The organism is Staphylococcus sp. 231237_7MaSpsaltlick, assembly GCF_043107035.1.
Genome location: NZ_JBICNX010000007.1, coordinates 1 through 20,945, shown reverse-complemented (window position 1 = coordinate 20,945; position 20,945 = coordinate 1). Strand labels below are relative to the sequence as shown.

The 20,945-nt window shown below is 31.2% G+C and carries 22 protein-coding genes; all 22 read left to right on the top strand.

What is annotated here, in order from left to right; all coding sequences use genetic code 11:
* Window positions 1-6: 6 nt before the first annotated feature.
* Complete coding sequence (locus tag ACF91D_RS14575; RefSeq protein ID WP_039068422.1) at window positions 7-828, top strand: pyruvate, water dikinase regulatory protein; 822 nt, start codon at window positions 7-9, stop codon at window positions 826-828.
* 46 nt (window positions 829-874) lie between these two features.
* Window positions 875-2,659: a DNA primase gene (gene dnaG, locus ACF91D_RS14570; RefSeq protein WP_327620588.1), complete on the top strand. Its 1,785-nt coding sequence runs from the start codon at window positions 875-877 to the stop codon at window positions 2,657-2,659.
* 131 nt (window positions 2,660-2,790) lie between these two features.
* Window positions 2,791-3,897, top strand: a complete 1,107-nt coding sequence (gene rpoD / locus ACF91D_RS14565) for an RNA polymerase sigma factor RpoD (RefSeq protein WP_017724596.1) — start codon at window positions 2,791-2,793, stop codon at window positions 3,895-3,897.
* Between the two features lie 210 nt (window positions 3,898-4,107).
* Window positions 4,108-4,785 (top strand): tRNA (adenine(22)-N(1))-methyltransferase, encoded by a 678-nt coding sequence (locus ACF91D_RS14560; protein WP_039068419.1) that lies wholly within the window; start codon window positions 4,108-4,110, stop codon window positions 4,783-4,785.
* Entirely contained in the window at window positions 4,786-5,889 is a 1,104-nt protein-coding gene (locus ACF91D_RS14555; protein WP_101049453.1) for a Nif3-like dinuclear metal center hexameric protein, read from the top strand.
* 276 nt (window positions 5,890-6,165) lie between these two features.
* On the top strand, window positions 6,166-7,506 hold the full coding sequence (locus ACF91D_RS14550) for a DEAD/DEAH box helicase (RefSeq protein ID WP_039068417.1): 1,341 nt from the start codon (window positions 6,166-6,168) through the stop codon (window positions 7,504-7,506).
* 9 nt (window positions 7,507-7,515) lie between these two features.
* Window positions 7,516-8,406, top strand: a complete 891-nt coding sequence (locus ACF91D_RS14545) for a deoxyribonuclease IV (protein WP_327620698.1) — start codon at window positions 7,516-7,518, stop codon at window positions 8,404-8,406.
* A gap of 225 nt (window positions 8,407-8,631) precedes the next feature.
* The gene (locus ACF91D_RS14540) at window positions 8,632-9,405 is read left to right on the top strand and encodes a metal ABC transporter ATP-binding protein (RefSeq protein ID WP_039068415.1); all 774 of its coding nucleotides are present in this window, start codon (window positions 8,632-8,634) and stop codon (window positions 9,403-9,405) included.
* Window positions 9,402-10,262 (top strand): metal ABC transporter permease, encoded by an 861-nt coding sequence (locus ACF91D_RS14535; protein WP_039068414.1) that lies wholly within the window; start codon window positions 9,402-9,404, stop codon window positions 10,260-10,262. Before ACF91D_RS14540 ends, ACF91D_RS14535 begins: the two co-directional genes overlap by 4 nt.
* The gene (locus ACF91D_RS14530; RefSeq protein WP_039068413.1) at window positions 10,252-10,665 is read left to right on the top strand and encodes a Fur family transcriptional regulator; all 414 of its coding nucleotides are present in this window, start codon (window positions 10,252-10,254) and stop codon (window positions 10,663-10,665) included. Before ACF91D_RS14535 ends, ACF91D_RS14530 begins: the two co-directional genes overlap by 11 nt.
* Before the next feature lie 258 nt (window positions 10,666-10,923).
* Window positions 10,924-11,523 carry a superoxide dismutase gene (locus tag ACF91D_RS14525; protein ID WP_017724588.1) on the top strand — a complete coding sequence of 200 codons (600 nt, stop codon included), beginning with the start codon at window positions 10,924-10,926 and terminating at the stop codon, window positions 11,521-11,523.
* Between the two features lie 121 nt (window positions 11,524-11,644).
* The gene (locus ACF91D_RS14520; RefSeq protein WP_039068412.1) at window positions 11,645-13,696 is read left to right on the top strand and encodes a peptidoglycan D,D-transpeptidase FtsI family protein; all 2,052 of its coding nucleotides are present in this window, start codon (window positions 11,645-11,647) and stop codon (window positions 13,694-13,696) included.
* Between the two features lie 122 nt (window positions 13,697-13,818).
* Window positions 13,819-13,968, top strand: a complete 150-nt coding sequence (gene rpmG, locus ACF91D_RS14515) for a 50S ribosomal protein L33 (protein ID WP_002483181.1) — start codon at window positions 13,819-13,821, stop codon at window positions 13,966-13,968.
* A 128-nt stretch (window positions 13,969-14,096) separates the two neighbouring features.
* Window positions 14,097-14,639, top strand: a complete 543-nt coding sequence (locus ACF91D_RS14510) for a 5-formyltetrahydrofolate cyclo-ligase (protein ID WP_039068411.1) — start codon at window positions 14,097-14,099, stop codon at window positions 14,637-14,639.
* Window positions 14,640-14,650: 11 nt separating this feature from the next.
* On the top strand, window positions 14,651-16,108 hold the full coding sequence (locus ACF91D_RS14505; RefSeq protein WP_039068410.1) for a rhomboid family intramembrane serine protease: 1,458 nt from the start codon (window positions 14,651-14,653) through the stop codon (window positions 16,106-16,108).
* Window positions 16,086-16,286 carry a YqgQ family protein gene (locus ACF91D_RS14500; RefSeq protein ID WP_237282755.1) on the top strand — a complete coding sequence of 67 codons (201 nt, stop codon included), beginning with the start codon at window positions 16,086-16,088 and terminating at the stop codon, window positions 16,284-16,286. Before ACF91D_RS14505 ends, ACF91D_RS14500 begins: the two co-directional genes overlap by 23 nt.
* A 407-nt stretch (window positions 16,287-16,693) precedes the next feature.
* Entirely contained in the window at window positions 16,694-17,680 is a 987-nt protein-coding gene (locus tag ACF91D_RS14495; RefSeq protein ID WP_039068409.1) for a glucokinase, read from the top strand.
* The gene (locus ACF91D_RS14490) at window positions 17,680-18,003 is read left to right on the top strand and encodes an MTH1187 family thiamine-binding protein (RefSeq protein WP_039068408.1); all 324 of its coding nucleotides are present in this window, start codon (window positions 17,680-17,682) and stop codon (window positions 18,001-18,003) included. Before ACF91D_RS14495 ends, ACF91D_RS14490 begins: the two co-directional genes overlap by 1 nt.
* A 1-nt stretch (window position 18,004) precedes the next feature.
* The gene (locus tag ACF91D_RS14485; RefSeq protein ID WP_039068407.1) at window positions 18,005-18,628 is read left to right on the top strand and encodes an MBL fold metallo-hydrolase; all 624 of its coding nucleotides are present in this window, start codon (window positions 18,005-18,007) and stop codon (window positions 18,626-18,628) included.
* Window positions 18,629-18,726: 98 nt separating this feature from the next.
* Entirely contained in the window at window positions 18,727-19,701 is a 975-nt protein-coding gene (gene comGA / locus ACF91D_RS14480; protein ID WP_039068406.1) for a competence type IV pilus ATPase ComGA, read from the top strand.
* Window positions 19,673-20,740: a competence type IV pilus assembly protein ComGB gene (gene comGB / locus ACF91D_RS14475; protein ID WP_052253437.1), complete on the top strand. Its 1,068-nt coding sequence runs from the start codon at window positions 19,673-19,675 to the stop codon at window positions 20,738-20,740. Before comGA ends, comGB begins: the two co-directional genes overlap by 29 nt.
* Before the next feature lie 19 nt (window positions 20,741-20,759).
* The coding region (gene comGC, locus ACF91D_RS14470; protein ID WP_392437250.1) for a competence type IV pilus major pilin ComGC at window positions 20,760-20,945 on the top strand (186 nt) is incomplete at its 3' end.

Sequence of the window (20,945 nt, the reverse complement as noted above, 5' to 3'; positions counted from 1 at the left end):
AAATTAATGGAAAATATTAGAATAATAGTCGCATCTGACTCAGTAGGTGAAACAGCAGAATTAGTAGCAAGGGCCTGTATTTCACAATTTAATCCAAACCAATGTGATAGTGAAATTAGCAGATACCCATATATTGAAGCATTAGAAAACGTAGATGAAGTGATTTCTGTCGCGAAAGATACAGAAGCCATTGTAGTTTATACATTAGTAAAACCAGAAATAAGAAAATATATGGAAGCAAAAATCAGTGAATTTAATATTAAATCTGTAGATATTATGGGGCCGTTAATGAATATTTTATTAGATAAAATTGATGAACAGCCATATTTTGAACCGGGACTTGTCCATCAGTTAGATGAAGCCTATTTCAAGAAGATTGATGCTATCGAATTTGCAGTTAAATATGATGATGGTAAAGATCCTAAAGGTTTATCGAAAGCAGATATTGTTCTGTTGGGGATTTCAAGAACATCCAAAACACCATTATCTCAATATCTTGCCCATAAAAGTTACAAGGTCATGAATATTCCTATTGTTCCAGAGGTCACGCCGCCAGATGATTTATTTAATATTGATTCATCTAAATGCATTGCTTTAAAAATTAGCGAAGAAAAATTAAATAAAATTCGTAAAGAACGTCTAAAGCAGCTTGGGTTAGGAGACAGTGCTAGATATGCAACTGAACAACGTATTGAAGAAGAACTTAATTATTTCCATAACTTAGTTGAAAGAATCGGTTGTCCGGTAATTGATGTATCAGATAAAGCGATTGAAGAAACTGCTAATGATATTATTAGTATTATAGAGCAAAATAGTTTCAAAAAATAAATAAAACATTTATAATAGTGTAACTAATGTCTAATAGGTGATTATTTTGCGAATCGAACAATCCACAATTAATGAAATAAAAGAAAAAACTGACATTCTCGACTTAGTTAGCGAGTATGTAAAGTTAGAGAAAAGAGGACGCAATTATATAGGTTTGTGTCCTTTTCATGATGAAAAGACTCCATCTTTTACCGTTTCAGAAGATAAGCAAATTTGCCATTGTTTCGGTTGTAAAAAAGGGGGTAACGTTTTCCAATTCACACAAGAGATAAAAGATATATCATTTACTGATGCTGTGAAAGAATTAGGAGAGCGCGTTAATATTAAAGTTGAAACAGAGTCATCTGGTGTAAACCAAGAGACTTCGCACCAAGTTGCCTCAGACGATTTGAAAATGATTGAAATGCATGAGTTAATGCAAGAGTATTATCATTATGCACTGAAAAAAACAGTTGAAGGTGAAGCAGCCCTAAATTATTTGAAAGAACGTGGTTTTACTGACGCGCTGATTGATGCAAGGAAAATTGGCTATGCGCCTAAAAATTCTCATTTTTGTCATGATTTTCTAAAGAAAAAAGGGTACGATATTCAACTAGCTTATGAAGCTGGATTGTTATCTCGAAACGAGGAAAATTTTAGTTATTATGACCGTTTTAGAGATCGTATTATGTTTCCGTTAACCAATGCACAAGGAAGGACTGTCGGCTATTCAGGCAGAACATATACAAATCAAGAACCAAAGTATTTAAATAGTCCAGAAACACCAATATTTCAAAAGCGTAGATTACTATACAACGTTGATCACGCTAGAAAATCCATCAGAAAAACTGATGAATTAATTTTATTGGAAGGTTTTATGGATGTTATTAAAGCTGATCAAGCTGGGCTTAAACAAGTTGTTGCTAGTATGGGTACACAAATATCACAAGAACATATAGCATTTATCAAAAAGTTAACGTCTAATGTTACATTAATGTTTGATGGTGATTACGCAGGTACAGAAGCTACATTAAAAACTGGACAAATACTGTTACAACAAGGTTTCAATGTATTTGTAGTGCAATTACCTAAAGATATGGATCCTGATGAGTATATTGGAAAGCATGGCACCGAAGCATTTAATTACTTTGTAGAGCATGAGAAAAAATCATTCGTTATTTATAAAGTGCATACTCATCAAGACGAAATTGAAAATAATGATTTAGCGTATGAGCGATATTTAAAGGAAATCACTAATGATATTTCTTATATGAGTTCTACTATTTTACAGAAAAAGATATTGCAAGAAGTTTCGGAATTGTTTAAAGTTAGCTTGGATAGTCTAAATAATGTAATAGGACAGCAACAAGATTATTATCAACCTCAAGATTATCATGTGCCATCCGTGCCGCAATTCAATAATTTAAATAAGAATGAGAAAGCAGAACGCGCTTTACTTAAACATTTTATGAATGATAAAGATACTTTTTTAAATTATCACAAATTACTTCAATTAGAAGACTTTACAAATGAATATTTTAAGCGTATATTTAATATTTTACACGAGTTTTACTCTGAAAATGATACGTTCAATATTAGTGATGTATTACAGTACATTGATTCCAATGAAATTAAAGAAGCATTTATATCATTAGATAACTATTTGATAAATGAAGAACCTTTTGAACATGAAATTGATGACTATATAAATACACTGACAACTAATAGAAATGAAGAAACGATTGAATCGCTTAATCAAAAGCTCCGAGAAGCTTCGAGATTGGGTGATTTAGAACTGCAAAAATATTATTTAGAAAAAATTGTAAATCACAATAAAAATAGAATGAATTGAAAAATATGTACTTGTCTGTATGTTTATAACACTTTAATGTGTATACGATACAATGTTTTGAGTAGATTTCACTAATTTTATCTATAAAATATTTTGATATCAAGTTGATATTATATTCGGGAGGCCTTTTCATGTCTGGAAATAAAGTTAAAGTTAAAAAACAAACCATTGACCCATCTCTAACTTTAGAAGATGTAAAAAAACAATTAATTGAAAAAGGTAAAAAAGAAGGGCACCTAAGCCATGAAGAAGTTGCTGAAAAATTACAAAACTTCGAAATGGATTCTGACCAAATGGATGAATTATTTGATCAATTAACTGATAACGATATTAGTTTAGTTAATGAAAAAGATAGTTCTGATAAAGATTCTAAATTGAATCTAAATGATTTAAGTGCACCTCCAGGCGTAAAAATAAATGATCCAGTTCGTATGTATTTAAAAGAAATTGGACGCGTAGATTTATTAAATGCTCAAGAAGAAATTGAATTAGCTAAAAAAATTGAGCAAGGCGATGAAGTTGCTAAATCTCGTTTAGCCGAAGCTAACTTACGTCTTGTCGTTAGTATTGCGAAGAGATACGTAGGTCGTGGAATGCTATTCTTAGATCTCATTCAAGAAGGTAATATGGGATTAATTAAAGCTGTTGAAAAGTTCGATTTTAATAAAGGGTTTAAATTTTCAACTTATGCAACGTGGTGGATTCGTCAAGCAATCACACGTGCGATTGCTGACCAAGCCCGTACAATTCGTATCCCTGTTCACATGGTTGAAACAATAAACAAGTTAATCCGTGTTCAGAGACAATTATTACAAGACTTAGGCCGTGATCCTGCTCCTGAAGAAATCGGTGAAGAAATGGACTTACCTCCTGAGAAAGTAAGAGAAATACTAAAAATCGCTCAAGAGCCGGTATCATTAGAAACACCAATCGGGGAAGAAGATGATAGTCATTTAGGTGACTTCATTGAAGACCAAGAAGCACAAAGCCCTTCTGATCATGCTGCTTATGAGTTATTAAAAGAACAATTAGAAGATGTATTAGACACATTAACTGATCGTGAAGAAAATGTATTGCGTTTACGTTTTGGATTAGACGATGGTAGAACACGTACACTTGAAGAAGTTGGTAAAGTATTTGGTGTTACAAGAGAACGTATTCGTCAGATAGAAGCAAAAGCACTTAGAAAATTAAGACATCCAAGTAGAAGCAAACGTCTAAAAGATTTTATGGACTAATTTTTAGTGCTTGAGACTAATCAACTACGCATTTATCAATGTCGTTACGTCTCTATGTACACATGTACAGTAGCTCATGGAGTGTACAATACGCTATCCAATAGCTTTAAAAACTAAGTCAGTGATAAAAGGAGCGGGAATTCGAGATCAAATTTAAAATTTTGATTTCACTTCCGCTCCTTTTTTACATATTAAAAGAGGAGCACTTTTATGATTCCATTAAACCAAAGATTACAAAGAGTAAGTAATTATATTAAAGGTGACTATTTAGCAGATATTGGTTCAGATCATGCTTATCTACCAATTTTTGCTATAAAAAATAAATTAACTAAAAAAGCAATAGCAGGCGAGGTCATTAAAGGACCTTTTGATGCCTCTAAACGTAATGTTAGTGAACATCAACTCAGTAACCATATCGATGTACGACTAGGTGATGGGTTAACAGTTATACAACATGAAGATGCAATTACTTCAATTACTATTTGTGGCATGGGCGGACCTCTAATAGCCAAAATTATTAGTGATGGCGCTGATAAATTGCATAACAAACCAAGGTTAGTGTTACAAAGTAATATACAGTCAAGTGCTATTAGAATCAAACTTACAGAATTAAATTATGGCATAATAAATGAAGAAATCATGGAAGAAAAGGGCCATATATATGAAATTATTGTTGCTGAGTATTTTGAAAATAAACCAACTATGACTCGAGCAGAATTAAAATTCGGCCCTGAATTAGTTAAAGATAAAAATGATTTATTTAACAAAAAATGGGAACGTGAAAAAGAAGCGTTATTAAAAATAAAAAATAATTTGAATCCTAATACTCATGCTAAACGTTTAAATGAGATAAATGATGAGTTAGATCTAATTAACGAGGTGTTATAAATGATTATCGATGAATTATTAAAAACCGTTAATACGCATGTACCTTTTAATACAGCTGAATCATGGGATAACGTGGGTTTATTAATTGGTGATAAGGCTAACAAAGTAACAGGTATATTGACAGCACTAGATTGTACTGAAGAAATTGTTGATGAAGCGATAAAGAAAGGCTATAATACAATTATTTGTCATCATCCTCTTATTTTTAAAGGCATAAAAAATATTACTCAACAAGATGGTTATGGGTTAATCATACGTAAATTAATTCAACATGATGTTAATCTTATTGCATTACACACTAACTTAGATGTTCACCCACAAGGTGTAAATGCGATGCTTTCTAACAAATTAGGCTTAAAAGAGCAACAAATTTTAAACCCTGAAACTATATCTTATTATAAGGTGCAAGTATTTATTCCTGAGGAAAACTTAAACAATTTTAAAGATGCATTAAGCGAAGCAGGCGTTGCTCAAGAGGGAGACTATCAATATTGCTTTTTTGAAAGTAAGGGCACTGGTCAATTTAAGCCAGTAGATAATGCGAATCCGCATATTGGTGAAAAAAATCAAATTGCTCATGTAGATGAATATAAATTGGAATTTATGATTGAGCATCAGCAAAGAAGTTTAACACAAGATTTAATAACGCAACACCATCCATATGAAACGCCGGTTTATGATTTTATAGAGCTAAAAAAACAAGCGAATTATGGTTTGGGTATGATAGGTAAACTTAGTGAAGCGATGACAGCGAGAAAATTTGTGGACCATGCTAAATCACAATTAAAAATGCCAAGCGTACGTTTTTCTGGTGATATCAATGCTAACATAGAAACAGTAGCTATTATTGGTGGTTCAGGTATTGGATTTGAGTACACAGCTAAACAAAAAGGCGCTGATATCTTTGTAACGGGCGATATTAAGCATCACGATGCATTAGACGCTAAAATCGCAGGTGTTAATTTATTAGATATTAATCATTACAGTGAATATGTAATGAGAGAAGGATTATGCCAACTTTTAGAAGATTGGCTAAATACTGAAAGCAAATATTTTAATATTGAAGCGTCTGTGATTAATACAGACCCATTTGAATATTTATAACAACAATTCGTGGCTGAGGCGTAATCAATGCTTCAGCCGTTAATATGAAATATTGCATGACAATTAAAATATAATTGATATTTGACAAACATAATTTATTAAAGTAAGCATTCTTAGAGAGAAATATTAGGATGTTGCTATAAAATTATATTGATATTACTACTGACAAACATTTTGTGGCAATTATTACCTATTTGACCTGATATAATAATTTAGTTCAAAATTATACGGTAATGCTTTATAATGGATAAGATGAAGATTTAAGGAGGCCAAGACATGGCAAATCACCCATTTGAGAAATTTAATTTAGAACCAAGTCTGATTGACGCTGTGAAAGATTTGAATTTTGATCAACCGACTGAAATTCAAAGCCGAGTAATACCAAAAATAATAAAACAAGTAAATTTAATCGGCCAATCACAAACAGGGACAGGTAAATCCCATGCGTTTTTATTACCGTTAATCAATTCAATAGATACAGAATACAAAGAACCACAAGCAATTGTTGTAGCTCCTACAAGAGAATTAGCGCAACAACTTTTTGATGTTGCTAGCCATATAACAAAATTTAAAGAAGATGTGTCAGTAAAACTATTCATAGGTGGCACAGATATTGAAAAAGATCGTAGTCGTGCAAAGAATCAACCACAACTTGTTATCGGTACGCCTACACGTATAAATGATTTAGCTAAACACGGGGATTTACATGTACACTTAGCATCCTACTTAGTCATTGATGAAGCAGACTTAATGATAGATTTAGGGCTAATAGATGAAGTTGATCATATTGCTACAAGATTAGATGAGAAAGCGCATATTGCAGTGTTTAGTGCGACAATACCTAAATCGTTACATCCATTTTTAAATAAATATCTTGAAAATCCCGATTTTGTTGAGATAGAAAATACAGAAAAGAACAAAAAAAATATAGAATTCTATTTAATCCCGACAAAAGGTGAAGCTAAAATAGAAAAGACTTTAAAGTTAATTGACATACTAAACCCATATTTATGTATCATTTTCTGTAATAGTAGAGACAGTGCTGATGAATTAGCTAACCAACTCAATGCGGCTGGTTTGAAATTAGGTATGATTCATGGTGGACTTTCACCTAGAGAACGTAAACAACAAATGAAACGTATTAGAAATTTAGAATTCCAATATGTGATAGCTAGTGATTTAGCATCACGTGGCATTGATATTGATGGTGTAAGTCATGTAATTAACTTTGATGTACCAAATGATATTGATTTCTTCACACATCGTGTAGGACGTACTGGTAGAGGGCAATATAAAGGCGTTGCAATTACTTTATACAGTCCCGATGAAGAAAATAATGTTGCGCTAATCGAACAACGTGGTTATCATTTTGAAAACGTAGATATTAAAGACAATGAATTAAAAGCAATTAAAGCTCATAATTTACGCCAATCACGTAAAAATAAAGATGATCACTTAACAAATCAATTAAAATATAAAGTTAAAAGCAATAAGAAAAAAGTAAAACCAGGTTATAAGAAGAAATTCAAACGTGATTTGGATGATTTAAAACGTAAAGAACGTAAGCAATTTAGTAAACAAAAGAGTAGACAAGAAAGAAAAAATAAAAAAGGATAGGTGAATTTTATGTTATTAGGGTCTCATGTATCGATGAATGGTAAAAAAATGTTAGAAGGTTCAGCCGAAGAAGCTCAAAAGTTTGGTGAGTCTACATTTATGATTTATACAGGTGCGCCACAAAATACAAGAAGAAAACCTATCGAAGAATTAAATATTGAAAAAGGGCATGAAGTAATGAAAGCTCATGGTCTATCAAATATTGTTGTGCATGCACCTTATATTATAAATATCGCTAACACAATTAAACCACATGTCTTTGAACTTGGTGTGGAGTTCTTACAAAGTGAAATAGAACGTACACAAGCACTAGGCGCAAAAGATATAGTATTACACCCAGGTGCTCATGTTGGCGAAGGTACAGATACAGGTATCAAAAAGATAATAGAAGGTCTTAACGAAGTTCTAACGAATGATAACGATGTTAGAATAGCATTAGAAACAATGGCTGGTAAAGGATCTGAGATTGGCAGAAATTTTGAAGAGATAGCTAGAATTATTGATGGCGTAGATCATAATGAAAGATTATCAGTATGTTTTGATACATGTCATACACACGACGCCGGTTATAATGTCAAAGAAGATTTCGATGGCGTTTTAAATGAATTTGATAAAATTATAGGTGTTGATAGAATTAAAGTTGTGCATGTGAATGATAGTAAAAATGATATTGGCGCACATAAAGATAGACACGAAAATATCGGATTTGGTTATATTGGTTTTGATGCGCTTAACTATATTGTACATCACGATACTTTTAAAGAGATTCCGAAAATATTAGAAACACCTTATGTAGGTGAAGATAAGAAGAACAAAAAACCACCTTATAAACTAGAGATTGAAATGTTAAAACAACAACAATTTGATCCGGATTTAAAGAATAAAATTTTGCATCAATAATGATTTTCCTTGAAAATGGATTAGAATGTAAAGATTTTAATTAAATATTCTTGCGCTTTAAAATCAGAAAAAGATTAGCAATTTATTTAACCGTAACAAAAAAGAGTAATATGTGAACTCTGATGATTTAATTAGAATTCACATGTTACTCTTTTTTATTAATTCGGAAACATTACTATTTACATAATTGATATCTCGATGTATAGTATAGAACGAGGTGAAAACATGTCTACACCAGTATTCGAATTAAAAAATATAGATTATTATTTTGACAACAAACAGGTGCTTGAAAATATAAACATTAAAATTAATCGAGGAGAGTTTGTTGCAATTGTAGGACCTAATGGTGCTGGAAAATCAACTTTATTAAAAATTATACTTGGCTTATTACCAATTCAAAAAGGGCAAATCTACGTCGATGGTAAAGACTATAATGGTAATCAGTCTTTACTAAAAATTAGTTACGTTTCCCAAAAAGCACAGGCATTTAAAGCTGGGTTCCCTGCTAGTGTTAAAGAAGTTGTTATCAGTGGGCTTACCAAGCGTAAGAAATTATTTCAGTGGTTCAATAAAAAAGATGAACAAAGCGTAAAAGCTGTTCTATCTCGTCTTAACATTGAACATTTAATTGATAAAAATATAGCTGAATTATCAGGTGGCCAACAACAACGAGTGTTAATTGCACGAGCGTTAATTAGTGAACCATCAGTACTGATTCTGGATGAACCAACTAGTGGTATTGATGCAAAACATGTGAGTGAATTTTATGAAACTTTAGATACACTAAAACATGAAGGTGTAACCATCATACTTGTTACACATGATATTGGGGTTGTGGCAGATACAGCGACTGAAGTAGCATGCTTGAATAAGCATTTACATTTTCACGGAACAACTGAAGACTTTAAATCATTAGACGAAGTTGAAATATCAAAAATTTATGGTCACCCTATCCAATTTGTTGATCATCAGCATAGTAGGGAGTGTTGTTCATCATGATTGAAGCCTTACTAAATTTTGATTTTATGAGATATTCACTTGCAAGTGGGTTACTTATCGGTTTGATTGCACCATTAATTGGTGCTTTTATTGTGGTCAGGAGACTATCATTAATTGCAGATGCATTAAGTCATGTTACGCTTGGTGGTATTTCATTTGGGATGTTTATTGTAACCGTAATGCCAACTTTGGCATTTATTAACCCAATGTGGTTTGGTATTTTATATGCGGTAATCGGTGCATTACTCATTGAAAAGTTACGAACATCTTATAGTAACTACCAAGAAATTGCTATTCCAATTATTATGAGTGCTGGTATTGCGTTAAGCGCAATATTTATTTCACTAGCAGATGGCTTCAATCAAGAAATTGTAGGATTATTGTTTGGCTCTATCAGTGCTGTAACCTTAAGTGATCTATTTACAATTATTGTAATTGTCATCATTGTCCTTGTATTTATACTTTCTTTTTACAAAGAATTATTTATATTATCCTTTGATGAAGAATATAGTAAAGTAATAGGAATACCTAAATGGATTCAATTTATATTTATTATTATTGTAGCAATGGTTATTTCTGCCTCTATGCGTGTGGTAGGTATCTTATTAGTGAGTGCATTGATCACTTTACCTGTGGCAATTTCTATGCGACTCACAAAAGGTTTTAAACAGTTAATCATTTTAAGTGTTGTTATTGGAGAGATTTCAGTTATTGGAGGGCTCGTATTAGCATTTTACATGAATATATCCCCTGGTGGTGTAATTGTAGTATTCCTTGTACTTATACTCGCTATTACGATGATGTATCAGAAATTTAAAACAAGAACAATAAAAGGAGATGCTAACGATGAAAACTGAAGAAGCTATTAGTATCATTAAAAACCACGGTCACAAATATACAAATAAAAGACGTGAAATGCTCGATATATTTGTCTCAGAAGATAAATATATTAACGCTAAATTAATTCAACAGGAAATGGATAAAAATTTCCCTGGGATATCATTCGACACAATTTATCGTAATTTACATTTATTTAAAGATTTAGGCATTGTCGAAGGTACAGAATTGGATGGTGAAATGAAATTTAGAATTGCTTGCACAGATCATCACCATCATCATTTTATATGTGAATCATGTGGCGATACTAAGGTGATTGATTTTTGTCCGATTGAACAAATTAAAGCATTTCTTCCTAAAGTAGATATCCATACGCATAAATTAGAGGTTTATGGCGTGTGTGAAACTTGCCAACAAGCTTGATTGTAAATTGTACAAAAAAGATTCGAAATACAAAAAATTTTCCATAAATCATAGGTCTTTCGTATGAATTAAATTGAATTTTTAAAATTGTTGAATAAACATGTTTAAATAAGGTCAATTTGAGATATACTAATAGAGTAACTAAAGATGACAAATATTATTCAATAACTTTTCAATTAAACTTTAAGCAGATTAATTGTTGTTATCATAATTAGTTGTTATGCTTTATTTAAAGATTAATTAGGAGGATGATTATTTATGGCTTTTGAATTACCAAATTTACCTTATGGTTTTGATGCATTGGAACCACACATTGATCAACAAACAATGGAAATTCACCATGGCAAACACCATAACACTTATGTAACTAAATTAAATGCAGCAGTAGAAGGAACTGATTTAGAATCTAAATCAATCGAAGAAATTGTTGCAAACCTAGACAGTGTTCCAGAAAATATTCAAACAGCTGTTCGCAATAATGGTGGTGGACATTTAAACCATTCATTATTCTGGGAATTATTAACTCCAAACTCAGAAGAAAAAGGTACTGTTGTTGATAAAATTAAAGAACAATGGGGTTCTTTAGATGCATTTAAAGAAGAATTTGCAGATAAAGCAGCAGCACGTTTCGGTTCAGGTTGGGCATGGTTAGTAGTTAATAACGGTAACTTAGAAATCGTTACTACACCTAACCAAGATAATCCAATTACTGAAGGTAAAACACCTATCTTAGGATTAGATGTTTGGGAACACGCTTATTATCTTAAATACCAAAACAAACGTCCAGACTATATCAGTGCATTCTGGAATGTTGTAAATTGGGAAAAAGTTGATGAATTATATAACGCAGCTAAATAATTGAGCTAGCGATTATGACGGCCTTTTACTAGGTCGTCATTTTTTTAATTAAAATAATAGAAATATTCGCTAATTTCATATATCATTTGTAGTGAGAACTTTTGAATTGAGGTATGCTGTTTTGTTAAAAAGATTAAAAGAAAAGTCAAATGATGAAAAAATTAGAAATACAATGAATAAAAGAATTAGCTTTATATTTGGTGTGATTGTATTTATTTTTGCAGTAGTTGTCTTAAGGTTAGGTTATTTACAAATTGCACAAGGTTCTCATTATAAGCAACTGATTAAAAATAGCGAAAATTTAACAGTTAATGAAGCCGTACCAAGAGGGCGCATATTAGATAGAAATGGTAAAGTCCTTGTTGATAACGCTTCTAAAAAAGCGATTACATACGCGCGTGGTAGAAAAACTTCGCAAACAGAGGTTTTAAAAATTGCAAAAGATTTATCAGATTTAATTAAAATGAACACTGACAAAATAACAGATCGAGATAAACAAGACTATTGGATTCAATTACATCCAAATAAAGCGAGAACATTAATGCAAAGCGAACAAGCATTACTTGATGATGGAAGTATTTCTCAAGATGACTATGACGAAGCTTTATATAAAAAAATTGGGGAAAAACAAACCAATACATTAAGTGACAAAGATTTACAAGTCTTAGCTATTTATAGAGAAATGATGTCTGGTTCAGCTCTTGATCCACAGATGATTAAAAACGAAGATGTGACTGATGAAGAATACGCAGCGGTATCACAAAAATTATCTGATTTGCCAGGTGTAAATACGACAATGGATTGGGATAGAAAATATCCTAATGGTGATACATTAAGAGGTATCTTTGGAGATGTATCTACTACTGAAGAAGGTATTCCTAAAGAACTAACTGAGCAATACTTGGCTAAAGGATATTCTCGTAATGATCGAGTAGGAAAATCATATCTAGAATATCAATATGATGACATTTTAAAAGGTAAGAAAAAAGAGATGAAGTATACCACTGATAAATCAGGTGAAGTCATCGATTCCAAAGTAATTAATCCAGGTTCCCGTGGAGATGATTTAGTACTTAGCATTGACATTGACTTACAGAAAAAAACCGAAGAATACCTAGAGAAACAAATATCTAAACTGCGTAGTGAAGGCGCTAAGGATATGGACAACGCATTAATTGTTGTACAAAATCCTAATAACGGCGATATTTTAGCAATGGCTGGTAAACAAATTGATAAGAACGGCGATTTAACAGATTATGATATAGGCACCTTTACATCACAATTTGCTGTTGGTTCATCTGTAAAAGGCGGTACTTTATTAGCTGGTTATCAAAATAATGCAATTAATGTTGGTGATCAAATGGTCGATGAGCCATTGAAATTTGCTGGTGGTCTGACAAAACGCTCTTACTTTAACCAAGATGGTAGGAAAACGATAAATGATAAAGAAGCACTAATGCACTCATCTAACGTTTATATGTTCAAGACAGCCTTGAAGATGGCTGGATCGCCATATTCAGCGAATATGACATTACCAAATGACATCTCTGAAGCAGGTCAAAAGCTTCGTAAAGGCTTAAACCAAGTAGGGCTAGGCATTAAAACAGGTATTGATTTACCTAACGAAACAAACGGACAAATTGAACCATTAACAGATAATCCAGGTAATTTCCTTGATTTAGCAATAGGACAATATGATACCTATACACCTCTACAATTAGCCCAATATGTTTCTACAATTGGTAATAATGGTTATAGAGTTCAACCACATATTGGATTAGAAATTAGACAGGCAACAAATAAAGATACTTTAGGGCCTGTTAAAGAGAAAGTTAAAGGGAAAGTCCTTAATAGAGTAAATAACTCTGGGGAACAAATTAAGCAAATCCAAGATGGCTTTGAAATGGCATTTAATGAAAAGCCTGGTACAGGTTATCAAAGCTTTAACGATACTGAAGTTCCATCTGCAGGTAAAACAGGTACAGCTGAAGTTTTCCAAAACGGTGAATCAAGAGTAAATTCAACGTATGTAGGTTATGCACCAATTAAAGACCCTAAACTTGCGTTTTCAATTGTGTATACAAACCAACCTGTACCTGAACCATGGTTAAATGGTGGGGACTTAGGTAGAGATGTTATAAACTACTATTTCAAAGAACGAGCTGAAAAATAAAATAAGCGTTTTTGTTATAAATACTGATATAGTCGTCTTTATTGAAAAATAATACTTTTCAATTTTATAAGTAAATGGTATGATTAATAGGTCGTATTTTGAAAAGGTAAGGAGGAATTAGCATGCGCGTAAACGTAACTCTAGCTTGTACAGAATGTGGAGAAAGAAACTACATTACTACAAAAAATAAACGTACTAATCCTGAACGTATAGAAATGAAAAAACACTGTGCACGTGATAACAAGCACACTATGCATCGTGAAACAAAATAATTAATATTTTAAACCAGATTCTGATTCAGGATCTGGTTATTTTTTGGCTTATTCTAAAAAGCAGTTGAATGACATTACAAATTTTTAACGTTATAATAATAAAAGTATGTATTATGGAAGGTGCTCATATGTCAAAAAAAGCTTTGCGTCAAAAAAATATTAATTTAATGAAACAATTTATGCAACAAGCAAATAAGCAAGAGGCGGATCAGTATCTAAGAGATCATTTTTTTAAAACTGATGAATACAGTCTGTCACAACGAATTGGTATTGTACTATCAATGCCACATGAAGTGAATACATATCCTATTATTAAACAAATGATAGACGACGGAAAAACTGTTTTTGTACCTGAAACTAATTATCAAATAAAGGACATGACGTTTAAACATGTAGATGATTTAAACCACATTGGTCCGGACGACAAAGGTATCAATCATGTAAATACAAAAACCGAAATTACCAATAAGTTAGATTTACTAGTAGTACCCGGAGTCGTATTTAATAGCACTGGTTATCGCATTGGTTATGGTGGCGGATATTTTGATAAATTCTTAAGTAATAATAAGCAACCAACTATTAGTTTACTTTATGATTTTCAATTGAATTCGTTTGAAACAGAAGCGCATGATGAGCCCGTTGAAAAATTAATCATAGCAACAACTAAATAATGGAGGCAAATATGGTTACCGAAAAACATTATTGGAAGTCCATATATACTTGGATTAAATATCTGAATTATCATGTTGTTCATACTAATAAAGATAATGATGAAATTTGGCTAGCGAATAAGAAATCAGAAAGTATTGTAATATTTAAATATGGCGCTAATTCAACTCAAGATGTTCGATTTGATAAAACTCGAATTCAAGAAAACCAAAATAATATCATTACTTTTTTAGGATTTGAACCGAAGAATTATGAATTATATATTTTTACAGATAAAATGTTTACAGATGAGAACTTAAACGAAACTCATCCGGTTAAATTTAAAGTTAAAATTATTAGAGAAACAGAGCATGTTGAAAGAATTATGCCAAACTTTTTGGTAAAAAAAATGTATAATCGTACAACAAAGCATACAAAATCGTACTATAAAAAACGAGCTCTAAATAACAATCCTATTGAAAAACATATGCTTAAGTTTGCCCCCGTTACATATACTCTAATAGCAATTAATATCATTATTTGGTTAGCTATGACATTGTTTTTAAATCGTTTCTCAGATTTAAAATTATTAGATGTTGGTGGACTTGTTCATTTTAACGTGGTGCACGGTGAATGGTATAGATTGATTAGCTCTATCTTTTTACATTATAATTTTGAACATATTTTAATGAATATGTTGAGTCTATTTATATTTGGAAAAATTGTAGAAGCCATCGTTGGCCATTGGCGAATGTTTGTAATATATATAGTCGCTGGTTTATTCGGTAACTTTGCATCACTATCTTTTAATACTGATACAGTTTCCGTGGGCGCTAGCGGCGCTATATTTGGAATGATCGGAGCAATTTTTACGTTTATGTACGTTGGAAAACAATTTAACCGTAAATTAATTGGTCAATTATTAATTGTACTTGTCATTATGATTGGGTTATCGTTATTTATGCAAAATGTAAATATTGTTGCTCATGTAGGAGGCTTCATTGGTGGTTTATTAATAACATTAATAGGCTATTATTTTAAAACAAATAAAAATCGGTTTTGGTTTCTGCTAATATTAATACTAGTATTATTTATAGCCTCTCAAATAAGAATTTTTACGATTAAAGAAGATAATATATACAATACGATTATTACAAACGAAATGAAACAAGGAAATTATGATGATGCAAAAGATATGGTAAAGCATACTATTAATAAGAAATATGCTGATGATGGAACATATTATTTAAGCGGTCTTATTAAAGCAACCTTAGATTCGAAAGCAGAAGGTATTGCAACATGGGAAAGGGGGCTAAGAGAATACCCTAACTCAGGCCTCTTAAACTACCAATTAGCAATTGCGAACAGGTCACTTGATAACAAAGATAAAGCGAAGAAATATATAAAAGCTGCGTTAAAATCTGACCCTAGTAACAATGATTATATTAATTTAAATAAAGAATTGAGCGATGATAGTGATTCAGCAAATTAATACATTTTATGACGTGCAGCAACTCCTTAAAAAATTTGGTTTTATCGTATATTTTAAAGATAAGGCAGACATGTATGAAATGATGGAACAAGAAATTCAATCACTATATAATATAGGTCTTATTTCAAACGATGATTATTTAAAATGTCGAATAATTATTAATCAAAGAAAAAAATAAACGTACAAAGATTTTAGGTCGAGGCAAATGTTGTCTCGGCCTAAAATAATATATGTATAACAAATTACCTTAACCTAGCATAAGCATTATAAAGATAATCTAAATCCAATGTTTTTATATTGTACGTATAATTGTTTTTTAGTTATAAAAGATATAAATCACAAGCATTTTGCACTGTTAAGTAAGTTGCTTCATAATTATTGCAATTGAGAATTGATTAAGATTAAAATGTAAATAAGGAAATATAAATCTAATTTTAGTGGTTTATAAAGGTTAGATTCAAAGAGTTTTAGTATCTGGAACTTTTGTTGGTGTAAAATCTCCAAAAACCTTGATATATAAGATTTTTTGAACTAAAGTTAAAGGAAGTGCACCCTTTTAATAAATCAGAGAAGGATGAAAATTAAATGAACAAAATTATATTAGCAGCAGATATTGGTGGAACAACATGTAAACTAGGAATTTTTGACGAAAATCTTAATCGTTTATCAAAATGGTCAATCGATACAGATACTTCAGATACTACAGGGTATTTACTATTAAAAAATATATATGATTCTTTCATACAGTATATAGATAAATCAGAAAACACTTTCTCAGACGTTTTAGGTATTGGGATTGGTGTGCCTGGACCTGTGAATTTTGAAACAGGCGAAGTAAATGGTGCAGTCAATTTATACTGGAAAGATACAGTCAATGTGCGAAATATTTTCAAACAATTTGTAGATTGTCCAGTTTATGTTGACAACGATGCAAACGTTGCTGCTTTAGGCGAAAAGCACAAAGGCGCAGGTAACGGCGCTGATGATGTAGTTGCTATTACACTTGGTACTGGATTAGGCGGAGGCATTATTTCAAACGGTGAAATTGTACATGGTCATAACGGGTCTGGCGCTGAAATAGGTCACTTCAGAGTAGATCATGACCAACGTTTCAAATGCAATTGTGGAAAATCAGGCTGTATAGAAACAGTGGCATCTGCTACAGGCGTAGTAAACCTTGTTAATTTCTATTATCCTAAATTAACATTTAAATCTTCAATTTTACAATTAATCAAAGATAATAACGTGAGTGCTAAAGCAGTCTTTGATGCTGCCAAAGCTGGTGATCAATTCTGTATTTTTATAACAGAACGCGTCGCTAATTATATTGCTTATTTATGTAGCATCGTCAGTGTAACAAGCAATCCGAAATACATTGTCCTAGGTGGGGGGATGTCTACTGCAGGATTGATACTAATAGAAAATATTAAAACAGAATATCATAATTTAACATTTACTCCTGCTCAACAAAATACTGAAATTGTACAAGCCCAGCTTGGAAATGATGCAGGTATTACAGGAGCTGCAGGTTTAATTTATACTTATATAATTGAAAAGGATGGTGTTAAATAATGGCTATCGTAGATGTAGTTGTTATACCAGTCGGAACAGAAGGACCGAGTGTAAGTAAATATATTGCCGAAATTCAAAGTAAATTAAAAGAATATAAAGCGCAAGGGAAAATTGATTACCAATTAACGCCAATGAACACATTAATTGAAGGCGATTTAAAAGATTTATTTGAAGTTGTACAAGCGATTCATGAATTACCATTTGATAAAGGACTAAGCCGTGTATGTACTAACATAAGAATTGATGACCGTCGAGATAAATCACGTAATATGAACGAAAAAGTTAAGGCTGTACAACAATATTTAAACAACGGAGGTAACTAGAATGAAAATTTCGAGTTTATCTTTAGGTTTAGTTGAAACAAATGTATATTTTATAGAAAATGATACAAGTGTGATCTTAGTTGATCCTGCCAATGATAGTGATTTGATTATCAAAAAGTTAAATCAAATTAATAAAAAATTAGTAGCTGTATTGCTTACTCATGGTCATTTTGATCATATTGCTGCTTTAGACGATATTATTGAGAAATACAATGTGCCAGTATTTATGCATAAATCGGAATTTGATTTCTTAACAAATACAACTAAAAATGGTTCAGAAAAGTTCAAACAATATGGATTACCTAATGTAATTAGCCATGCTACGCCACAATCACTAGAAGAAGGCGATGCTAATGTAGCAGGTTTCAATTTCAAAGTGTTACATACTCCTGGTCATTCTCCTGGTAGTTTAACGTTTGTCTTTAATGAGTTTGCTGTTGTTGGAGACACATTATTTAAACAAGGTATAGGAAGAACAGATTTATATAAAGGTGATCACGAAACATTAGTTAACTCAATATTAGATAAATTATTTGAATTAGACGATGATTTACCTTTATTCCCGGGTCATGGACCATATACTACAGTGGAAGATGAACAATTGAATCCTTATTTACATGGTTAAATTCTTTTGGATTAAGCACGCTCATATTAATATTAGTCATGAAAAATAAAAGTAATTCTCACACCTCTTACGTGTATATATGTAGGAGGTGTTTTTTATTGAAATTATTGTTTAATAGTATGATTGAAAAGGCAATTAATTCTAACGCGTCAGATATTCATTTTATCCCTGCAGATAAAGAAGTTTTGATTAAATTTAGAATCGGTGACGAATTGAAGTCAATAGAGACATTGCAATTAAATAATTATTTGAAATTACTAACCTATATGAAATATCAAGCTGGCTTAGATGTCTCTAAACATAATACTGCACAGAGTGGTAGATATATTTATAAATTAAAGCAAATTTATTTCCTTAGAATTTCTACGCTTCCTTTATCTCTTGGAAATGAAAGTTGCGTTATTAGAATTATCCCGCAATACTTTCAAAAGCATAAAAACAATCAGAACATAACTCATCTATACAATCTAATGAATAAAAAACAAGGATTAATTTTATTGAGTGGTCCTACTGGCTCAGGAAAGAGTACGTTAATGTATCACATGTTGATGTATGCTAAAGAGCATTTAAATTTAAATATTATTACGATTGAAGAACCTGTTGAACAATTAATAAATGGTATAACACAAATATCATTAAATGAAAAAGCAGGGATAAATTATGAGAATTCTTTTAAGGCGATACTGCGCTGTGATCCAGATATTATTTTAATAGGAGAAATAAGAGATGCAAACGTAGCTAAATATGTTATACAAGCCAGTTTAAGTGGTCATTTAGTGCTTTCGACAATACATGCCAGTAATTGCAAAGGTGTAATATTAAGGCTGCTAGAAATGGGTATAACAGTCCAACAGCTTATACAGTCAATCGTTAGTATATTAAATCAAAGGCTTATCACTACTAACGAAAATAAAAGAGAGCTTGTATATGAACAGATAACCAAAGCAGATATCTATCACTTCTTTAAAAATAGCTATACATTACCTGAAGGTTTCCATAATTTGTCTTATAAATTAAATAAAATGTCAAAAGAGGGAATGATTTGTGAAACATCAATGGAACGTTATCTCTAAATTTATCCCTTGTGTTATTTTAAGTGAAAAGGAGAAAATAATATTATTATCAAAACTAAAAGATTTACTGGAACATGGATTTACTTTAAGCGACTCATTTAATTTTTTATTACAGCATACTAATATTAGGTCTCTAAACATTAAAGCGCTAATCAAGGAAGAATTACAACATGGAGCAGATTGTTCTCAAGTACTTAAATTATTAAGGTATCCACAAACAATTGTTATGCTAATTTATTTTGCTGAGATGTTTGGTGATTTAACAGTGACTTTACCCCATGCGCAAGAATATTTAATGAAAAATTATAAAACTAAGAAGCGCTTACTTAAAACATTACAATATCCTCTGCTTTTACTATCTATATTTACCATTATGCTCATAGTTCTAAATCATACTATTATTCCAGAGTTTCAAAATTTATATCATAGTATGGGAGTGGAAATTTCTTTAACACAACGATATTTATCTTTTATAATATTGAATCTTCCTTCTTTTTTATTTTATTTACTTATTGTTGCACTAATATTCATAATTCTATTTTACTTAGTGTATGTAAAACTCCCAATAAACCATAAACTTAAGATAATGTTATCAATACCAATAGTTTCAAAATTTTATAAACTTTATAAAACATTTCGATTGTCTTCAGAGTTTTCACTATTTTATAAAAATGGGATTAGTCTTCATAAGATTGTTGATATATATTCCCAACAAAAAGACGACAGTTATTTAACTTATCTAGCTGACGCGCTCTCAACTGGCACACAGAGAGGTTTGAATTTGAGTGAAATTTTAACAAAATTATCATGCTTTGAAGATGAATTAGTTATTTTTATAGAAGAAGGTGAGAAAAAAGGACATCTTGAAGTTGAATTAAAATTATACAGTGAAATTATTATTGATAAAATTCAGCAATCTATGCAATTCATTATCAAGTTTATACAACCATGCATATTTTTAATAATAGCAATTATGATTGTGTCATTATATTTAGTCATTATGTTACCAATGTTTGATTTAATGCAAACAATAAAATGAAATGAGGTTTTAACGATATATGAATATTTTTAAAAACAAATTTAATAAAAAAGCATTCACGCTTATTGAAATGTTATTGGTTTTGCTAATAATAAGTTTATTATTAATATTAATTATACCTAATATAGCTAAACAATCCTCGCATATACAGACTAAGAGTTGTGAAGCACAGCTTAAAATGATAGATAGTCAAATTGAAGCCTAT